Genomic DNA, 16526 nt, shown 5'->3' with positions numbered 1-16526 from the left:
GCTCGTATTTTTCATATGGCGCTCGTATTTTTCATATGGCGCTCGTATTTTTGATATGGCGCTCGTATTTTTGATATGGCGCTCGTATTTTTGATATGGCGCTCGTATTTTTGATATGGCGCTCGTCGGAGCGTGCTTAACAGCCGCTCCTACGAGCTAAAAAAGGATGCAGAAGCTAAAAGTGGCTTCTTCATCCTTTTTCTCTACAATTTTTTCAAATAATCCAGTGCATCGTTCAGCGTTTTAACCGGAACGATCTTCATTTTAGAGCCTATATCTTTTTGAGCCTTCACCGCATCACTATAGTTATCTCCATCAACAGGGGCAAAGAAAATTTCGGCACCTGCTTCATCAGCTGCAACGATCTTTTGCTGTATACCGCCGATTGGTCCTACTTTCTTTTGAAGGTCCATCGTACCGGTTCCTGCGATCTTCTTTCCATGTGTAAGATCATCTGGTGTTAGCTGATCCATAATTTCTAATGTGAACATCAACCCAGCTGATGGTCCTCCGATCTGTGAGGTATCAATCTTCACTTTCGGATCTGTTACGATCGATACATCTGCTACAGGAGAAGTGATGCCAAGACCCGCTTTTGGTCCTTGATCTTGAATATATTTCTTTGGAAACTCTTCAATATTTAAATTCACATTCAGTTTTTTATCGCCGCGTAATATAGTTAAGTCTACTGCATCTCCTGCTTTCTTAGGAGCGAGCGTATCAAGGAGTTTCTTTGTTTCCATAACCGGATTACGGTCAACAGCAATAATCTTATCTCCAACTTTTAACTTCTTTTCTGCCGGCATACCCGGCATTATTCCCGTAACATAAACACCATGATATTCAATGTCTACTTTCTTTCCTGCCTCTTGGTAGGCAACAATCGTTGCAGCATGCTGTGAATCTTCCATCATCTGAAGTTGTCTTTGGTTGTATTCTTCATCCGTCTCATCTTCTCCTCTGATCTGATCAGCAGGGATGACTTCACGATAATCACTCAGCTTTGCCCATATGTATTGCGGAATGTTTGCTGTACCTACCGAAACGGTTGTCAGCATGAACACTCCCTTATCGTCGTCTCCTCCCTCTACGCTAATGATGGGATCTAATACTCTGGCATCCCCGGGAGAGGTAATGTAGTAAGGAAGTGGATAGAATGCTATAAAAGCAAACACCAGCAAAAAAAGGATGATGAATTTATTTTGCGAGAAAAAGTTTCTTCGTTTCGTTGTTTTTTCAGTGGTCATGCATAGACTCCTTCCAGTTGTTGATCTTCTCTAAGATTTTAGGTATCTGTTTTCTTCCTGCTTCTTCTCCTATAGCAATTATATCATTTACATCCTTAAATGCTGTAGAACTAAACTGCTCAACCATTGGACGGATCATGATATCTGCTGAAATCTCGTGCCAGCGCACCATTTCGCGCTGCATGATATCAATGCTTTGGATGATAACATCAAAAATTGATGAAACCTGAAGTTCGGCTTTAAAATGAGAGATATCTACTGCGATTACGAGGTCTGCTCCCATCTCTCTTGCCACAGAAACAGGTACACGGTCGATGACTCCACCGTCCACTAAAAGTTTTCCGTTTATTTTTTCAGGAACTAATATGCCGGGAATCGAGATGCTAGCACGAACTGCATCTGCAATAGGACCTGTTCTAAATACCACTTTTTCTCCTAGCAGTAGATCAGTTGCCACGATCGCTAACGGAATTTCCGTTTGTTCAATATGTTTTTGTTTTGTGAGAAGCCTTACGAGTTCTTTGATTTTCTTCCCTGTAATAAACCCCATCTTAGGAACCGTGTAATCCATATAATATTTACGCTTAAAGAGCGTTGCCATACGGTAAAGATTTTCATCGCTGTGACCCATACTTACCATCGCACCGACCAAAGCTCCCATGCTGCTCCCAGCTACCATGTCTATAGGAATCCCAGCATCTCTTATTGCTTTAACAACACCAAGATGAGCAAATCCTCTAGCACCACCAGATCCTAGAGCAAGTCCGATTTTCGGTTCTTTCATCCTTTGCTCCTCCTTTAGAAGCACCGTCTTTTTTTAACATATGGTCTAAAGAGTAAGGCTATACGTATAAATAAGGATGAGGACAAGTAAGTATTGTGGAATTATGTGAGAGGAGCACTCCCCTTATGAACAAAGCCTATTTCAAAACACTTCTATTATCAGCATCTGCTATTATCATAGCAATATCCATAATCATATACCCAAAAGAAACATATATGGCATCCGTCAACGGGTTGAAGATGTGGTGGGACGTTGTTTTCCCATCCCTGATGCCCTTTTTTATACTATCAGAGGTATTAATGGGGTTTGGTGTCGTACATCTAATAGGTGTATTATTCGAGCCTTTAATGAGACCGCTTTTCCGTGTGCCCGGTGCAGGAGGTTTCGTTTGGGCGATGGGTATTTCTTCAGGATTCCCTGCTGGGGCAAAGCTAACAGCACGATTATGGCACCAAAAACAGATCACGACTCTAGAAGCTGAACGCCTCGTGTCTTTTACGAATTGTTCAAACCCATTGTTCATGTTCAGCGCAATTGCAGTGGGTTTTTTTCATAACGCAGCTCTTGGCATCGTTCTCGCAGTAAGTCACTATTTGGGCAATTTTTTCGTTGGGCTGATCATGAGGTTCCACGGTTGGAAAAAAGAACCTGTTGAAAAGGAAATACGCTATAGAGGAAAGGGACTGACCAACGCGTTTAAACATATGCATGAAGCTAGGTTAGCAGATAATCGCCCCATCGGGCAGCTTCTTGGAGATGCCGTGCAGCAATCTACAAAAACACTTCTTATGATCGGTGGGTTCATTATTCTCTTTTCTGTACTAAGTAAGATGATGGATCTTCTTCACGTAGCAGAACTGCTTTCAAGATTGATTAATTATTTTTTTATCGCGCTTTCGCTATCTGAACAATTAAGTCTTCCTCTCATTAAAGGAATCTTTGAGATCACGTTAGGCAGCAACTTAACGAGTCTCGCTCAATCGTCCATCTTACAACAAGCCGTGATCGTAAGTTTTATATTAGCTTTTAGCGGTTTTTCCGTACAAGCACAGGTGGCTAGTATCCTTGCAGACACTGATATTAAGTTCAAGCCATTCTTTTTTGCAAGAATACTTCATGGGTTTTTATCAGCGCTCATTTGTCTTTTAGTATTCCCTTATTTGTATCACGTTAAAAGTACTACTGCTCCAGCATTTGCATTTCTTACTGAGAAAACCGTCCATATTAGTGAGTTCGGTATGTACGCACTCATGCACAGCCATTATGTAACACTTGGATTCTTAATCCTTTCAATTTTAATATGGAACAGAAACCTTATGAAAAAAAACAGCCTCCGCACTTAACGGGGGCTGTTGTATTTTTCTTTTAATGCTTCTTCTACAACTTCAGGAACAAGATCTGAAACGTTCGCATGATACTTTGCTGCTTCTTTAACGATGCTCGAGCTAAGGAAAGAATATTGATTGTTTGTCATCATAAAGAATGTTTCAACTTCATCATCTAATTTTTTGTTGATCGAAGCAATTTTCATCTCGTATTCAAAATCTGATACTGCACGAAGTCCTCTAAGAATAACATTTGCTCCGATATTCTTTACATAATCAATCAACAGACCGTTAAACGAGTCTACTTTTACGTTGGGAAATTGTTTCGTAACTTCCTTTAAGAGTACGATTCTCTCATCAACTGTGAACAAAGGGTCTTTACTTTGATTATTTGCTACTACTACAATTACTTCATCAAATACTGTTGCTCCACGTTTAATAATGTCCAGATGACCACGAGTTACGGGATCAAAGCTACCAGGACAGACTGCAGTTGTTGGCATTTTTTTCACCTCATACTTTATGTTAATCACGTTTGTAGATCGTTATTGTGGTTGTTTTTCCGTATGTTTCCTGTCTGACCTGATAAAAGTTTCCGATCTCCTCAGGTAGTGTTACATCTGTACCATGTTCAGTCACTATACTTCCTTCTGGAGATAGAAGTTCAAGTTTATCAATCTCCTCCATATCCTTTAACAACATCTGCTTCGCATAAGGAGGATCAAGGAATATCATATCGAATTGCATCCCTCTTTTGTGAAGCGCTTTCAATGCTCTTTTCGCATCATTCCGAAAGACTTCTGTGTTGTCTTCGTAGTTGCATTGTTTAATATTCTCTTTGATCGTATGTATCGCTTTTTGATCCTTGTCAATGAAAATGAAATGCTCCATGCCTCGGCTTAATGCTTCGAGACCTAAGCCACCACTTCCACCATATAAATCAAGACCCGTACCTCCATCAAAGAAAGGACCGATCATGTTAAAGATGGATTCTTTGATCTTATCAGTTGTTGGTCTTGTGTTCGTTCCTGGTACTGCTTTAAGTGGTCTTCCCTTACATTCTCCAGCTATTACTCTCACGTTCTTCACTCAATTCTTTATCCGTTTTCCCTTACTTATCCTATCACAAGTATTCCTGTAATCAAACATCAAATCTTTTTCTTATAAGTATAAGGCAAATTAAATGCGGTCATACTATTTATAACAACATCAACGAACGATGTTGTTGCCAACCGCGGAGAAGACTTACTCCCCATAAGTTCTTCATCCGGTTTCTCCTCTCCCATCGCCTTTGAACAGAAGTGATTTTGTTTTAAAGGCAACCTGCAGTTTTTGCTGCAGGTTTTTTTTCATGCTTAAAAGCCTTTAAGCAGATAGATGATTGTGCTACATTGTTTTATAGAAAGGGGATTGAATGATGATTCAACGATTTATTGAGCTTGGAGAAGGGTATTCAGATCTTTATGAACTCCTTGAGATCATGGAAACGAACAAAGAGCGTATCTCGCAGTTATTGTGCCTTAAAGTTAAAAAAGAAGATAAAATGTACGCGTCACTAGTTGCCGTACTACACCCTGCTTCTGAAGGGAAATTTCAGCCACTATACATTTGTAGAGAAGGAGTACCCTATCCTTCGAAACGAATTGATCTATTTGAGGCAAAAGCCGAACAATTAAATAAAGAAGTGATTACATTTGATGTAAAGCCATCAACAGATTTTGCTGAAACAGAACTCTTTTTTCACTATCTAACTGGGATTCTTCGTTTAAACTATTTGATTCCGCCATTATCTTAGTGAAAAATAGCAAAAAGAAAACAGGCAGCTATTTTTATTAGCGGCCTGTCTTTTAAATCCCCATCTTATAATCATACTCTTTTGCTTTATCAACGATTTTACTTTCATATTCTGTCTTGATCTCTTGTTTATGAGATCTTTTTACTTCTTTAACAAAATGTAAGGATTCCAGCTTTGCTGCTATTTCGTCTATTTTGTTTCCATCACAGTACAAAACAGCATACTTTAACCTTCTAGAGACATAATGAACATTTCCATAACGCCTTAACTGTTTTGAAAACTTTAATGAATGAAGAAAAACAGATAGCCCACGACGATTACCTATCATAATTAAAGCCCCTTTTATATACTTAAATTGAACAAATAAAATGAATACTCCTTAATAGGAAGTGATGTAGATTGGACTTAAACAACATTTGGGAACAGTTTATAGATCGTATGAAACAAGATCCTATGATCATTCATGTTGAAAGAAAAATGATGGCCGGTATCCCTTTCATATATGTAACGGTTTCTTCGCAGTTTTCAATCGATCACACAACTGATTCTGTAAAGAAACATGCCGTAAAAGCTATGAAAGGGAAACGGCTAACATTGAACCTTACATTTGTAAGATCAGAAGAAAATCTTCATGTGTACCGAATGCGTTTTTTAGTTCCGCAAGAAAAAATGTTCTGCTGTGGTAATTTATGCTTTGATTGCATTCGGTTTAAAAACTGAATTTAAGCACAGCCGCAAGATCCACCAGAACCGCATCCACCACTGCAAGAGCTCTCGTCAAAGAAAGGATTGCCCGTTGGAACTTTAATCTGTTCAGATACACTGTATGCAATGATTTTGCTGCACTCCATCAATAAATTCTCAAGTTCTTTTTCTGCTTTCTTAAATTGAGCAATGTTTTCATGGAAATCAAGCTCTCGTTTAAGTGTACGAACTTGTGTTGAAACGGTATGAAAATCAGGATGATATTTACCAAAACGCTGTACTTCTTCATACTGTTCTTTCATCTTGGCGAAACGAGCAATCATTTTCTGTGCTTCTACATCTTGCTCTAGATTATATTTTGACTCTCTATATGCTATTGCAACACTGGAATCGGCAACCATCTCTGCTAATGCTAGAGATTCTTCCAGCAATACACTTTGGTCTAAACTCATACGTCACACCTCCCTTTAGGTATGAGGTTTCTAATCTATTATAGCTGATATTGACTGGACTTAAAAGTATAGCCGTCTTTATAAAAAAATAAAACTCTTCTAATATCGAAGAGTTATCGAACTTGAACGACTATGTTTTTCTTTAATCCGTAATCAGATCCATCCTTTTTCTTCAGCTGCAAAGTAATTCTATGTTTACCAGGATTCATATTTTTTAAGATGAACATAGATTGATTAGCATTCATCTTCCACTTATTGTTTACAAAAACGGCAATATATCCGTCCTTATTACCAGGTGTCTTCGTTAGACCTCCTTGGAATGAGAACCTTGAAATAATATTCTCAAAATAGATGCGCTGTTTTTTTACGTGATAGTTAACCGCCCAGTCTTTATCCATTATTGGATACGAAGCAGATACTTCTACAGCTTTTGATTCTTGAAGTTTTGTCTCGGAGAATCCTTCATAAAATTTGGTTATCATAAACAGCGTGAACACTATGATCACTAAAAGACCGCCTGTATAGATTCGTCTGTTTCTTATTTTCATAAAAAAACCACTCCTTATAGAAGTAGTTTTTTCCTTTTTTCTTTTTATTATCCCTCAATATGCCTTAACCGTTGTTAAGAGAGTCTGGCATCGGCTGAAAATCATTCGGCACAGGAGCACCACTTCCTTTTACTTCATCACCCATTACAGAGATTAATTCCATTAACAGTCCAAAATTTTGTACCTGTTGATGAAAGCGATCTACTCTCTGCCCGAAAGTACGTCCGTAAAACACTTTCGCACCCTCTTCCAGCTCAGATACTGAAAAAGGGTTTCTGCTTAATTTCCTATACCACTCTGGTTTTTCTCTTATATAATATTTCAAATCAGGTCTTGTATTCAAGTACTCTAGGATTTCTCTTCGCACGCCGCACACATCCTTTTAGTCCCTGTATGAAGGATAATCATTCATTCTTTTTTCAGGCAGCTGGTTCGGTCTGTCAGACTGATTGTTAAATTGCTGTAATAGTTCTTGAACCGCATCCATCAGACTGCCAAATTGAGATAAATATTTTTGTACATCGTTGATTTGAAGTTTACTTAAACCAGCAATAATATCCCCAACTGTAAGTTCTGTTCTTGTCTTATCAGACTTTGAGCGTTCGTCTTGTTTTTTTTCTTTGCCTTTGTCTTTATCTTTTGCATACTGATTCCAGCTTTCATGTTCTTCACCCAAAACAATCCAATCCTGATAAACCTCTTTCCAAGGCCTTTTATTCTTCTTCACTTCCTTAATTAAATCAGGATGTTTATGAACGAACTCCTTGAAACTTTCTATATCAGTCTTTACCACAGAATCCACCCCCAGCCATCCACTGACGAATGATGTTTACTACATGATACATAAGTGCCCATAAATTGGTGCGCCCATTTTTTTAGATTGCGTGCAAAGTTGATTCTGTTTACTTTATTCTCATCCGCCCAAAAAGGTACAATAAAAATAAAAAAAGATTGAGGGAGAGAATATTGGATATTAGGGACGAGTGGAAAGAATTCTTTGAAACCAGTACTGAACAAGAGCAACAGGTCATGAAACTTTTTTTGGACAGTTTAAAATTGAAAAGAGAAAAGGACCATTTAACACACATTGCTTCTTTATTAGATCTTAAAACGACTAGAATCAACGACCACACACTAGAAATGGAGATGCCAAATTCGCCCTTACTTGATAATTCAATTGGAATATTACATGGCGGTCTCACTGCAACCCTATTAGATACAGCAATGGGCACAATGGCCAGTCTAGTTCCAGGTAATAAAAGAGGAGCTGTAACTGTAGAACTAAAAGTGGATTACTTAACACCAGGTGTTGGAGAGTTGTTTATATGCCGTGCTGAAGTCGTTCATAATGGCAGACAATTAGTACGCATGGATGGAAAGGTACGTAACGAAACCGGTACGTTGATTGCATCAGCTTCGGGAACCTTCTTTAAACTTGCTGAATAATACACAAATTAAATAATTTTTTAAAAAAGGCTGAACCTTAATAGGTTCAGCCTTACGCGATCTATTTACTTCATAGGCACCAAAAAATTTTGGGTGTAATACTTATTATCTACACCTACTCCAAGATGGGTATATTCATTGTTTAACAATGTGTTTCTATGGCCTTCACTATTCATCCAGCCTTCAACAGCTGCAATGCCGTCCGTATAGTTTGCTGCTATGTTTTCACCTGCTTGCAGAAACTTTAAATCTTTTTGCTGCAGCCTGTCTGAAAGCGTTCTTCCATCCTTACTCTCGTGGGAAAAATATTGCTGATCCAACATATCTTTTGAATGGAGATAAGCTACATCAGATGTCTTTTCATCCCATTTCAACGGATTTTTTTCATATTTTAGACGGATGATGTTCGTTAACTCAAAAACTTGTTGTTCTTCAGATTGATCTACTTTATTCTGTTCATCATCGTTCAATTTTCCAAGCGGTGGCAGATCACCTCTATATACAATAGAATAAGGTCTCTGTTTTAACAATACATCTGAAGTAGTATACCGTACACTTGAAAGCTGATTCGTAAACTTATCAAAATAAAGCTGTACCCAAACACTATCATTCAACTTAATAAGCGGACGTAGCATAACTTCTTGCTCAGATAGTTCAAATCTAAAAAAATCTTCTCCATCATTAATGGTAATATCACTCTCAATCGGAAACTTCTGAATGATCGTGTTTGAATTCTCTCCGATTGTAAAAGGTGAGGTGTTTACATCAGATCCAATGACAAACAGCGTAACTACTTTACCGTTTTCAACACCTGCTTGAAGATACCCTTTTGGACTCTTGTTACCATAGATATACCATTCATAGCCATAACTTGATGGATCGATTCTATCAGGTTCTCCCCATTGCTTCTTAAATGCTGCTATATCTTTACCTACCCAGTTTGAAACAGCATCCTCAGGTATTTTAAGTGTTTCTTCTATGTACTCTACTTTTGTATCAGGCTTTTCTTTCTCGACCGTAAATTCTGGCAGAACATCATAAAAAAACAAACCGATCAAAATAAAAACGGATAGGAAAAAAGTAACCAATCCTCGCATAATGGTTCCCCCTATATCTTTCTTCTCTTCTTAGTTTAGCATAGAGGGTATGTATTTGGATGAACCGTTTCAAAAATAAAACAGCTCCAATTTTAATGGAACCGTTTTATACAATCGATATAATTTATTGAATTTGATCCCGTTGCTCTGAAACTTGTGTAAGGGTATGTCCCGCGGCAGAGTCACTCTCTTTAGCCAGTGATAGATCTCCTAAAGAAATAATTCCTACAAGCTTATTGTTCTCCACGATCGGGAGCCTTCTGATTTGTTTGTCTGCCATAAGATCTGCAGCTTCATCTGCCGTCATATCTAGAGAACCTGTATACAGATTTTCACTCATAACGTCTGTTACTTTTGTAGAGCCTGGGCGTTTTTCAGCGACTCCTCGAACGACAATATCTCGGTCTGTTATGACTCCTATGATCTGATCATTCTCACAAACTGGAATCACTCCTACATCATCCCTCTTCATTTTTACCGCTACTTCATAAACATTGTCCAATGGTGTAACAAAATCTACATTCCTCGTCATGATCTCACTTACCTTTTTCAAATCCTTACCTCCTCTAAAATGGAAATCTGTTCTTCTTTATGCTTTACGAAAGAAAAACAAATATGCGCACTTTTGACAATGATTGCATCTTTAGCGCTTTCATAATATCATTAAGAAGTGATTATTATTTTTTTATTGAATTCCTAGGAGGTTTCACAATGAAATTTGAAGAAAGCGGCTTAAACGGGAAGGTTGTTGAGTTTTCACTTTTAGAACATGTGATGGAAAACCATGGCATGATCCGTGCTGGCCAATGGGATTATGAACGTATTACATATGATTACAAATTTGAAGACATGACGAACGGTGATGTTTATTATTTCCGATTCCCTTGTCATGTAATTGAAGCAGAAACTGAAACTCCACACGCTAAAGTTGAACTTGGAACACCTTATGTAGGGAAACATTATTACCCTCACGGTGTGGAATATGATGAAGTATTCCCAAAACACGTTGTGAATCAATGCAACAAATTGATTGAAGCACTTCATACTGAATTGCACGTTTAAAAAAAACCCCTCGATGAGGGGTTTTCTTATTCAGCAGCTCTTTCTGGTGATTGAGAGGAATACCCTTCAAATAGCCTACCACCATATGGAGCGATTACTTCGTCAACAAATTCAATTACTTTTGATTTAATACGATTGGAATAATAATCATTAAATATTAAAGCAAATTGTTCTGCAAACGTTTCATTATATTCTTTCAAAGCACGAAGAATCCATTTTCCTTCTCCGATCCAGTGCCCATTAACACGTAATACAAATTCATGTGTTCGATCAGCGAGTTTTGAAACGATAAATAAATCTTCTAATATATTCGTTGACCCTTCCAAATCGTTTAATAGATCGGTTAAGAAATATCGTGCTTGCTCGATCTCAATTGTTTTCCATGGCGTTGGCCCTGCTTTCAATAGCTGTAAAGCTTCATTCTTAATTCGGGAAGCCTGTCCAGTATCTCGAAGAATAATGCCTTCAGCACACATTTGAGGAAGAGAGGGTCTTGCTCTGTCGATATTTTGTTTAAAAAAACGTTTGTAAGTAAACATGTTATGAACAAAAACCTCAATCGGCCAGTCATATTCTGTAAGTGATTCTCGATATGACTCACTAACAGAACTATCTATGATAATTATATCTAAATCAGAACTCTCTGTTTCTTCTCCCCTAACAACACTGCCAGCCAGATAGGCTACATCACAGTTTGGATAATGAGACTCAATAAATTTTTTAGCGGCTTGTCTGGCACTGATTCTCATGATTTTTCTTTCCTTTCTACTCGGGCTTTAATTTAATATTTCGACACCAACTTGCCATTTCTTTTTTTTGTTGTGATTTTATTCGTCTCTTTTAGGAATTATTTTTGCTCATGTAAGTGGTAGTTTCATGTTTTTAGATGCTTCGCTTTTCGGAGAAGCTTGAGATGAGATATTCTCTCGAGAGCAAGCGGTTTGCAAACAGCTATAAATACAGATTCAGACAAAAAAATAACCCGCAAAATGCCGGTTACTTTAATTCAGGTTTCAATTGGTTATTTTGTCTTTTTATTAACTCTAAGTCAGCTTTATCACGCAGACGTTCTTTTTTAACCCATCTCGTAAAGATCAATCCTAGTACAAATGCGTAGATAACTTCTTGGAATATTTTCATCGTAACTCCACCTACGTGCTGATCTTCTTTAGGCGTCATCGTTTCAAACAATTGTGGTACGTTTCTGTACGTTTCATATAGCTGGAAATCCGCAAACATGATTAACGCACAAGCTGGAGTCATTAAAACACCATTCGCAAACACGTATCCGATCTTCTTGATATCTGACAGCGTATCAAGCTCTTTAACCGGACAAAGAACCGGCCACCACATCGTATATGCGGTAATTAACAATAAGGCATGATACCCATAATGAATGATAGGGTTTGAAACCGCAGCATCAAACACTAAAGGTATATGATACAAAGAAAATACAGCATTAAAGATTAGCAGCGCAAGCAACGGCTTCGTGAGGAAATGAAAAATACGTGTAAGAATTGTTTTCTTACTCAACCAATTCTTCCATTTCACTTCAGGAATCGCAAGTATCATTAGTGGTGCGATCATTAAATAAAGAACAGCCATCTGTACCATGTGAACGCTAAATAAATAATTGTGTCCTAAAACCTGAACAGGGGTTCCTTTTATAATAATCATTAACAAAAGTGAAGCGATCATAGAAGTCTGCTGCCATTTCGTCGCTAGCTTCTTACCCTGTTTATCTCTCGCAACGAATCGAAAGTAAACGAACGCAAGAATGATGGCTAAAACATATATAGAAGGCGGAAAAAGCTCGTACCAGTTATAGTCACTCAAACTAGTATGATGAACATGGTGATTATGATGCATGTAGTCATCTCCTTTATAAAAGTACCCATAAACACTATATCAATCATAGTTGGTACTTGTACGGAATAATAGTGACAATTCGTAATATTGTAACAAATAAAAAGGGCTGCATACGAGATGCAGCCCTTCCTTGATTACGATGTCCAAATAAGTCCCATTAAGGAAGCTACTGTAATAGCTGCAACTAATATACCACTTGCCATACCCCAGATTGGGAAGTCATGTCCTTTGTGGCTTAAGTGCATCCAAACATATAGCTGGAAGAATACTTGAACAACTGCCAATGTGAGGATAAACAAAACAGCAAATGAATCACTAATCTTATCGCTCCAGATCGCAAAAAATGCAACGATCGTTAAAAGAATCATCATGACAAAAGAAACGTTATGATGCTTACGCTCCTCTTTCAAGGCAAGCTTACGCTGAATCTCTTCGTGACGATGAACGGTAGTTTCAGGGTTTTGTGTGTGATTAGCCATGAGTTTAGCCTACCTTTCCCATTAGATAAACAACGGTAAAAATGAATACCCATACAACATCGACAAAGTGCCAATATAGAGCAAACAAATAATACTTCGGAGCATTAGATAATGTAATCCCTCTGTTCCAGTTTCTAGCTAACAAAGTTGTAATCCACAGAATTCCAAACAATACGTGGGCTCCGTGGAAACCTACTAACGTATAGAAAGCTGAACCAAACGCAGAACTTGTAAACGTATGTCCTTCATGAACATAATGTATGAACTCATAAATCTCTAGACCTAAGAATCCAAGACCTAATAATAATGTTACGAGGAACCAGCCTTGCAATGAACGTACTTTGTTCTGCTTCAAAGAAAGTACTGCGTACACACTCGTAAGTGAGCTAGTTAGTAGCAGCATTGTAGCTAGGAATACTAATGGCAGTGAAAATAGTTCTGCCCCAGAAGGGCCGTCTAAATGCATATTTCTAAGACCAAGATATGTCCCGAAAAGTGTTGCAAATAATACCGTTTCTCCACCAAGGAATAACCAGAATCCTAAAAATTTATTCTTACCTTCAAGGGTAGCTTTTTCAGGATGTGCAGGGAAATTGGCATCTGTTAAACGTTCTCCAGCATTCATTAAGCTCTACCCCCTTTAATGTCTGCTTCAACTTCTTCTTTATGAATATGATACCCATGATCATCAATAATAGAACGTAGGAACATGGTGATTAATACAAGCCCTAGTCCTGCTCCAGCTACGTACCAGTTTGAGTAGATAAAACCAAAACCGGAAATGAACATGCCTAGAGATAAAATGAACGGAAGAATCGATCCATTTGGCATATGAATTTCTCCTACAGGTTCTGCAGGTGTCATTTCTCCGTTGCCAGCTGTTTTCTCAACATACAATGCATCAAGTCCACGAACTAGTGGTGTTTGAGCGAAGTTGTATTCTGGTGTTGGAACCGGCATAGACCATTCTAGTGTACGTCCATCCCATGGGTCTTTTGTTGTTGCATATTTAGATGATGCAGAGATGATGATGTTGATTAAAAGTACAACTGTTCCTGCACCCATAAGAATCGCACCGATCGTACTTACAAAGTTTGCTCCGTCAAGTTCTTGGCCAGACATATATGTATAAACACGTCTAGGCATCCCCATTAGTCCTAACCAGTGCTGAGGGAAGAACGTTAAATGGAAACCAATAAAGAACAACCAGAAGTTCCACTTTCCAAGTGTTTCATTCAATACGCGGTTAAACATTCTCGGGTACCAATAGTATAACCCTGAGAATAATCCTAAAATCAAACCACCAACGATTACATAATGGAAGTGAGCTACTACGAAATAACTGTCATGATACTGGTAGTCAGCAGCAGGTACAGAAAGCATAACGCCTGTTACTCCACCCATTACGAAAGTTGGTACGAATCCTACTGCGAAAAGCATAGCCGTCGAGAAACGAATCTGTCCGCCCCACATCGTAAAGATCCAGTTAAAGATCTTAACACCAGTCGGAATCGCGATCGCCATCGTTGCTACAGCGAATATTGAGTTAGCTACAGGTCCTAAACCAACAGTAAACATGTGGTGAACCCAAACCATGAATCCTAAGAATCCGATCAGTACAGTCGCAAAAACCATTGCGCTATAACCGAACAAACGCTTATTGGAGAATGTAGAAATAACTTCAGAGATAATACCGAATGCTGGAAGAATTAAGATATATACTTCCGGGTGACCAAAGATCCAGAAAATGTGTTCCCAGATTAATATGTTCCCACCCATATCTGGATTAAAGAAATTAGCATCAAATACACGTTCGAACATTAGTAAGAAGAATCCTACTGTAAGTGCAGGGAATGCGAAAAGAATAAGTCCTGAAGTAACAAATGAAGCCCATGTGAACAATGGCATACGCATGAATGTCATACCAGGTGCACGCATGTTAATAATCGTTACAAGGAAGTTAATACCACCTGCAAGGGTACCTGCTCCGGCAATCTGAAGACCGAGTACATAGAAATCAACACCCGTATCTTCTGCGACCGTTGATAAAGGTGCATAAGCTGTCCATCCAGCTTCAGGAGCTCCACCTAAGAACCAACTTAAGTTCAATAGCACTCCTCCGAAGAAGAATAACCAGAATCCGACTGCGTTTACATAAGGAAACGCTACGTCACGAGCGCCTAACTGTAAAGGAACAATCGCATTCATGAAACCAAAGATGATCGGCATGGCTGCCAAGAAGATCATCGTTGTTCCATGCATCGTTAACAATTGATTATAAAGTTCACCAGTGAAAATCTTGCTGTCTGGTTCCATAAGTTGAATACGCATTAAAACTGCTTCAAGTCCTCCGATTAAGAAGAAGAAGCCACCAGCCAAAAGATACAGAATACCGATCTTTTTATGGTCAACGGTAGTGAGCCAATCCATTAACCCACTTCTCTTTTTGTGACTTTCGTGTGTTGCCACGGTGTAACCTCCTTTTTTGCAATGCTTAAGACTATTTCAATTTAAGACCTAACAAGTAATCTGAAACGGCATCTATTTCCTCATCAGAAAGATTTACTTTAGGCATGTTGTTGCCTGGTTTAACTTCTTGAGGGTCCTTGATCCACTTTTTCAGATTTTCTTTATCATGTTCTAAGATACCTGCTACACGGTCTTTATCCCCAAAACCAGTTAAGCTAGGTCCTGTGTTCCCGCCGTTTTGTCCAACAGCGTGACAAGATAAACAGTTCTTTTCAAAGACTTGTTGTCCATCAGCATTAGCAGAAGATTTATCGTCAGCCGCTTTATAGCCCGCAACCCAGTTCTTATAGTCTTCTTTAGAAACAACTCTTACTTTAAAGTCCATCAAAGCATGGGATGCACCACAAAGTTCAGCACATTTCCCTTTGTACACTACGTCTGTCTTACTTCCCGTATCAAACCACATGTAGTTCTTGTTTTTATCACCAGGGTTTGTATCCGTCTTACCAGCTAGTGAAGGAATCCAGAAAGAGTGAATAACATCAGCAGATGATAATTCAACGTGTACTTTCGTATCTGCCGGAAGAACCAATTCCTGAGAAGTGATTAATTCTTCTTTCGGATATTCAAATTCCCACCAATATTGGTGTCCAGTAACCTTAATACTTAACTCGTTCTTTGAAGCTGGTTTCGCATCTGCAGAGAATTCAAACGTTCTCATTACAGTTGGTACAGCTAAGATGATAAGCAAAAGAATCGGAATAACTGTCCATAATAATTCAAGCATGTGGTTACCTTCCACTTGCTTAGGTGTAGAATTGTCACCTTTTTTCTTTCTAAACTTTAATAATACGAATGCATAAAGAACGAAAACTACCACCAGAACCAGAATCATAATACTAATAGAGATCAGCATCAGCTGGAACTGTTTGTCAGCAACTTCACCTTGCGGAATTAAAGCTGATAGAGTCGGATCTCCGCACCCCATCAAAAGAAGAGCCAACATGGCAAATAAGGAAAGAAAACGCCCTTTTTGTAGCCATTTTTTCATCACTGCATATACCCCACTTTCTCGTTGTAGTCTGTTTTGACTGAATGTTCTATCTATTCAATTCAAATAAATTTGAATGGAAATAGCAAAATAAATCTTACGCATTAAAACCTTTGTTTATAAAACTAGGAGTTTCACTCTTATGAGTGATTACAAACGATAAGCCTTCATCTATACTTTTTTATGAAAGCCCTTTT

Annotated in this window: 22 protein-coding genes; 5 read left to right on the top strand and 17 right to left on the bottom strand. The window is 38.4% G+C overall.

The window, feature by feature from the left end:
• Nucleotides 1-203: 203 nt before the first annotated feature.
• Both H9648_RS18795 and H9648_RS18790 read right to left on the bottom strand, forming a co-directional pair.
• On the bottom strand, nucleotides 204-1247 hold the full coding sequence (locus H9648_RS18795; RefSeq protein WP_191755287.1) for a SepM family pheromone-processing serine protease: 1044 nt from the start codon (nucleotides 1245-1247) through the stop codon (nucleotides 204-206).
• Entirely contained in the window at nucleotides 1237-2031 is a 795-nt protein-coding gene (locus H9648_RS18790; RefSeq protein ID WP_191755286.1) for a patatin-like phospholipase family protein, read from the bottom strand. Before H9648_RS18790 ends, H9648_RS18795 begins: the two co-directional genes overlap by 11 nt.
• A gap of 125 nt (nucleotides 2032-2156) precedes the next feature.
• Between H9648_RS18790 and ylbJ the strand changes: the two genes are divergently transcribed.
• The gene (gene ylbJ / locus H9648_RS18785) at nucleotides 2157-3374 is read left to right on the top strand and encodes a sporulation integral membrane protein YlbJ (RefSeq protein WP_191755285.1); all 1218 of its coding nucleotides are present in this window, start codon (nucleotides 2157-2159) and stop codon (nucleotides 3372-3374) included.
• Here the strand turns inward: ylbJ and coaD are convergent.
• Both coaD and rsmD read right to left on the bottom strand, forming a co-directional pair.
• Nucleotides 3371-3859: a pantetheine-phosphate adenylyltransferase gene (gene coaD / locus H9648_RS18780; RefSeq protein ID WP_066393400.1), complete on the bottom strand. Its 489-nt coding sequence runs from the start codon at nucleotides 3857-3859 to the stop codon at nucleotides 3371-3373. The two genes, ylbJ and coaD, sit on opposite strands and share 4 nt — an antisense overlap.
• Nucleotides 3860-3881: 22 nt before the next feature.
• Nucleotides 3882-4436, bottom strand: a complete 555-nt coding sequence (gene rsmD / locus H9648_RS18775) for a 16S rRNA (guanine(966)-N(2))-methyltransferase RsmD (protein ID WP_191755296.1) — start codon at nucleotides 4434-4436, stop codon at nucleotides 3882-3884.
• A 337-nt stretch (nucleotides 4437-4773) separates the two neighbouring features.
• Here rsmD and H9648_RS18770 point away from each other — a divergent pair, with 337 nt between their 5' ends.
• Nucleotides 4774-5151, top strand: a complete 378-nt coding sequence (locus H9648_RS18770) for a DUF7147 family protein (protein WP_191755295.1) — start codon at nucleotides 4774-4776, stop codon at nucleotides 5149-5151.
• A gap of 52 nt (nucleotides 5152-5203) precedes the next feature.
• Here the strand turns inward: H9648_RS18770 and H9648_RS18765 are convergent, their stop codons facing one another.
• Nucleotides 5204-5479, bottom strand: a complete 276-nt coding sequence (locus H9648_RS18765; RefSeq protein ID WP_066245799.1) for a YlbG family protein — start codon at nucleotides 5477-5479, stop codon at nucleotides 5204-5206.
• Between the two features lie 71 nt (nucleotides 5480-5550).
• Here H9648_RS18765 and H9648_RS18760 point away from each other — a divergent pair, with 71 nt between their 5' ends.
• Complete coding sequence (locus tag H9648_RS18760) at nucleotides 5551-5871, top strand: hypothetical protein (protein ID WP_191755284.1); 321 nt, start codon at nucleotides 5551-5553, stop codon at nucleotides 5869-5871.
• Between the two features lie 2 nt (nucleotides 5872-5873).
• On the opposite strand, the gene H9648_RS18755 is transcribed toward H9648_RS18760, so the two are convergent.
• From H9648_RS18755 to ylbD, 4 genes are all read right to left on the bottom strand, one after another.
• Nucleotides 5874-6308, bottom strand: coding sequence for a YlbF/YmcA family competence regulator (locus H9648_RS18755; protein ID WP_144700970.1), 435 nt, complete (start codon nucleotides 6306-6308; stop codon nucleotides 5874-5876).
• Between the two features lie 113 nt (nucleotides 6309-6421).
• Entirely contained in the window at nucleotides 6422-6856 is a 435-nt protein-coding gene (locus tag H9648_RS18750) for a hypothetical protein (RefSeq protein ID WP_191755283.1), read from the bottom strand.
• Nucleotides 6857-6920: 64 nt separating this feature from the next.
• Nucleotides 6921-7223: a YlbE-like family protein gene (locus H9648_RS18745; RefSeq protein ID WP_144700974.1), complete on the bottom strand. Its 303-nt coding sequence runs from the start codon at nucleotides 7221-7223 to the stop codon at nucleotides 6921-6923.
• Nucleotides 7224-7238: 15 nt separating this feature from the next.
• The gene (ylbD, locus tag H9648_RS18740) at nucleotides 7239-7649 is read right to left on the bottom strand and encodes a YlbD family protein (RefSeq protein WP_191755282.1); all 411 of its coding nucleotides are present in this window, start codon (nucleotides 7647-7649) and stop codon (nucleotides 7239-7241) included.
• 173 nt (nucleotides 7650-7822) lie between these two features.
• Here ylbD and H9648_RS18735 point away from each other — a divergent pair, with 173 nt between their 5' ends.
• The gene (locus tag H9648_RS18735) at nucleotides 7823-8302 is read left to right on the top strand and encodes a PaaI family thioesterase (RefSeq protein WP_225218995.1); all 480 of its coding nucleotides are present in this window, start codon (nucleotides 7823-7825) and stop codon (nucleotides 8300-8302) included.
• A 65-nt stretch (nucleotides 8303-8367) separates the two neighbouring features.
• Here the strand turns inward: H9648_RS18735 and H9648_RS18730 are convergent, their stop codons facing one another.
• Together H9648_RS18730 and H9648_RS18725 are read right to left on the bottom strand one after the other, a co-directional pair.
• On the bottom strand, nucleotides 8368-9399 hold the full coding sequence (locus tag H9648_RS18730; RefSeq protein ID WP_191755280.1) for a CAP domain-containing protein: 1032 nt from the start codon (nucleotides 9397-9399) through the stop codon (nucleotides 8368-8370).
• 124 nt (nucleotides 9400-9523) lie between these two features.
• Nucleotides 9524-9952 carry a CBS domain-containing protein gene (locus tag H9648_RS18725; RefSeq protein ID WP_191755279.1) on the bottom strand — a complete coding sequence of 143 codons (429 nt, stop codon included), beginning with the start codon at nucleotides 9950-9952 and terminating at the stop codon, nucleotides 9524-9526.
• A gap of 158 nt (nucleotides 9953-10110) precedes the next feature.
• On the opposite strand from H9648_RS18725, the gene H9648_RS18720 reads away from it, so the two are divergent.
• Nucleotides 10111-10461, top strand: coding sequence for a YugN family protein (locus H9648_RS18720; protein WP_144700984.1), 351 nt, complete (start codon nucleotides 10111-10113; stop codon nucleotides 10459-10461).
• A gap of 26 nt (nucleotides 10462-10487) precedes the next feature.
• On the opposite strand, the gene H9648_RS18715 is transcribed toward H9648_RS18720, so the two are convergent.
• The 6 genes from H9648_RS18715 to coxB form a co-directional block, all read right to left on the bottom strand.
• Entirely contained in the window at nucleotides 10488-11204 is a 717-nt protein-coding gene (locus tag H9648_RS18715) for a nucleotidyltransferase domain-containing protein (protein WP_191755294.1), read from the bottom strand.
• Nucleotides 11205-11457: 253 nt separating this feature from the next.
• The gene (locus H9648_RS18710) at nucleotides 11458-12330 is read right to left on the bottom strand and encodes a cytochrome c oxidase assembly protein (RefSeq protein WP_191755278.1); all 873 of its coding nucleotides are present in this window, start codon (nucleotides 12328-12330) and stop codon (nucleotides 11458-11460) included.
• 134 nt (nucleotides 12331-12464) lie between these two features.
• The gene (locus H9648_RS18705) at nucleotides 12465-12809 is read right to left on the bottom strand and encodes a cytochrome C oxidase subunit IV family protein (protein ID WP_066393364.1); all 345 of its coding nucleotides are present in this window, start codon (nucleotides 12807-12809) and stop codon (nucleotides 12465-12467) included.
• Between the two features lie 4 nt (nucleotides 12810-12813).
• Nucleotides 12814-13434, bottom strand: a complete 621-nt coding sequence (locus H9648_RS18700; RefSeq protein WP_144700988.1) for a cytochrome c oxidase subunit 3 — start codon at nucleotides 13432-13434, stop codon at nucleotides 12814-12816.
• Nucleotides 13434-15278, bottom strand: a complete 1845-nt coding sequence (ctaD, locus tag H9648_RS18695) for a cytochrome c oxidase subunit I (RefSeq protein WP_318243561.1) — start codon at nucleotides 15276-15278, stop codon at nucleotides 13434-13436. The genes H9648_RS18700 and ctaD overlap by 1 nt, the downstream gene beginning before the upstream one ends.
• 31 nt (nucleotides 15279-15309) lie before the next feature.
• Nucleotides 15310-16329: a cytochrome c oxidase subunit II gene (gene coxB / locus H9648_RS18690; RefSeq protein ID WP_191755277.1), complete on the bottom strand. Its 1020-nt coding sequence runs from the start codon at nucleotides 16327-16329 to the stop codon at nucleotides 15310-15312.
• Nucleotides 16330-16526: the final 197 nt, after the last annotated feature.

The sequence above is a fragment of the Fictibacillus norfolkensis genome, assembly GCF_014836645.1.
In the GTDB taxonomy this organism is placed as follows: domain Bacteria; phylum Bacillota; class Bacilli; order Bacillales; family Fictibacillaceae; genus Fictibacillus; species Fictibacillus norfolkensis.
This window is presented reverse-complemented; position numbering and strand designations above follow the sequence as displayed.

Coding starts and splice junctions, on each gene's coding strand:
- coaD (WP_066393400.1), bottom strand. CDS start 3,859: ATGCCAACAACTGCAGTCTGTCCTGGTAGCTTTGATCCCGTAACTCGT.
- H9648_RS18750 (WP_191755283.1), bottom strand. CDS start 6,856: ATGAAAATAAGAAACAGACGAATCTATACAGGCGGTCTTTTAGTGATC.
- H9648_RS18795 (WP_191755287.1), bottom strand. CDS start 1,247: ATGACCACTGAAAAAACAACGAAACGAAGAAACTTTTTCTCGCAAAAT.
- H9648_RS18720 (WP_144700984.1), top strand. CDS start 10,111: ATGAAATTTGAAGAAAGCGGCTTAAACGGGAAGGTTGTTGAGTTTTCA.
- H9648_RS18700 (WP_144700988.1), bottom strand. CDS start 13,434: ATGAATGCTGGAGAACGTTTAACAGATGCCAATTTCCCTGCACATCCT.
- H9648_RS18705 (WP_066393364.1), bottom strand. CDS start 12,809: ATGGCTAATCACACACAAAACCCTGAAACTACCGTTCATCGTCACGAA.
- H9648_RS18765 (WP_066245799.1), bottom strand. CDS start 5,479: ATGATAGGTAATCGTCGTGGGCTATCTGTTTTTCTTCATTCATTAAAG.
- ylbJ (WP_191755285.1), top strand. CDS start 2,157: ATGAACAAAGCCTATTTCAAAACACTTCTATTATCAGCATCTGCTATT.
- H9648_RS18770 (WP_191755295.1), top strand. CDS start 4,774: ATGATTCAACGATTTATTGAGCTTGGAGAAGGGTATTCAGATCTTTAT.
- coxB (WP_191755277.1), bottom strand. CDS start 16,329: ATGAAAAAATGGCTACAAAAAGGGCGTTTTCTTTCCTTATTTGCCATG.
- H9648_RS18710 (WP_191755278.1), bottom strand. CDS start 12,330: ATGCATCATAATCACCATGTTCATCATACTAGTTTGAGTGACTATAAC.
- H9648_RS18790 (WP_191755286.1), bottom strand. CDS start 2,031: ATGAAAGAACCGAAAATCGGACTTGCTCTAGGATCTGGTGGTGCTAGA.
- H9648_RS18755 (WP_144700970.1), bottom strand. CDS start 6,308: ATGAGTTTAGACCAAAGTGTATTGCTGGAAGAATCTCTAGCATTAGCA.
- H9648_RS18730 (WP_191755280.1), bottom strand. CDS start 9,399: ATGCGAGGATTGGTTACTTTTTTCCTATCCGTTTTTATTTTGATCGGT.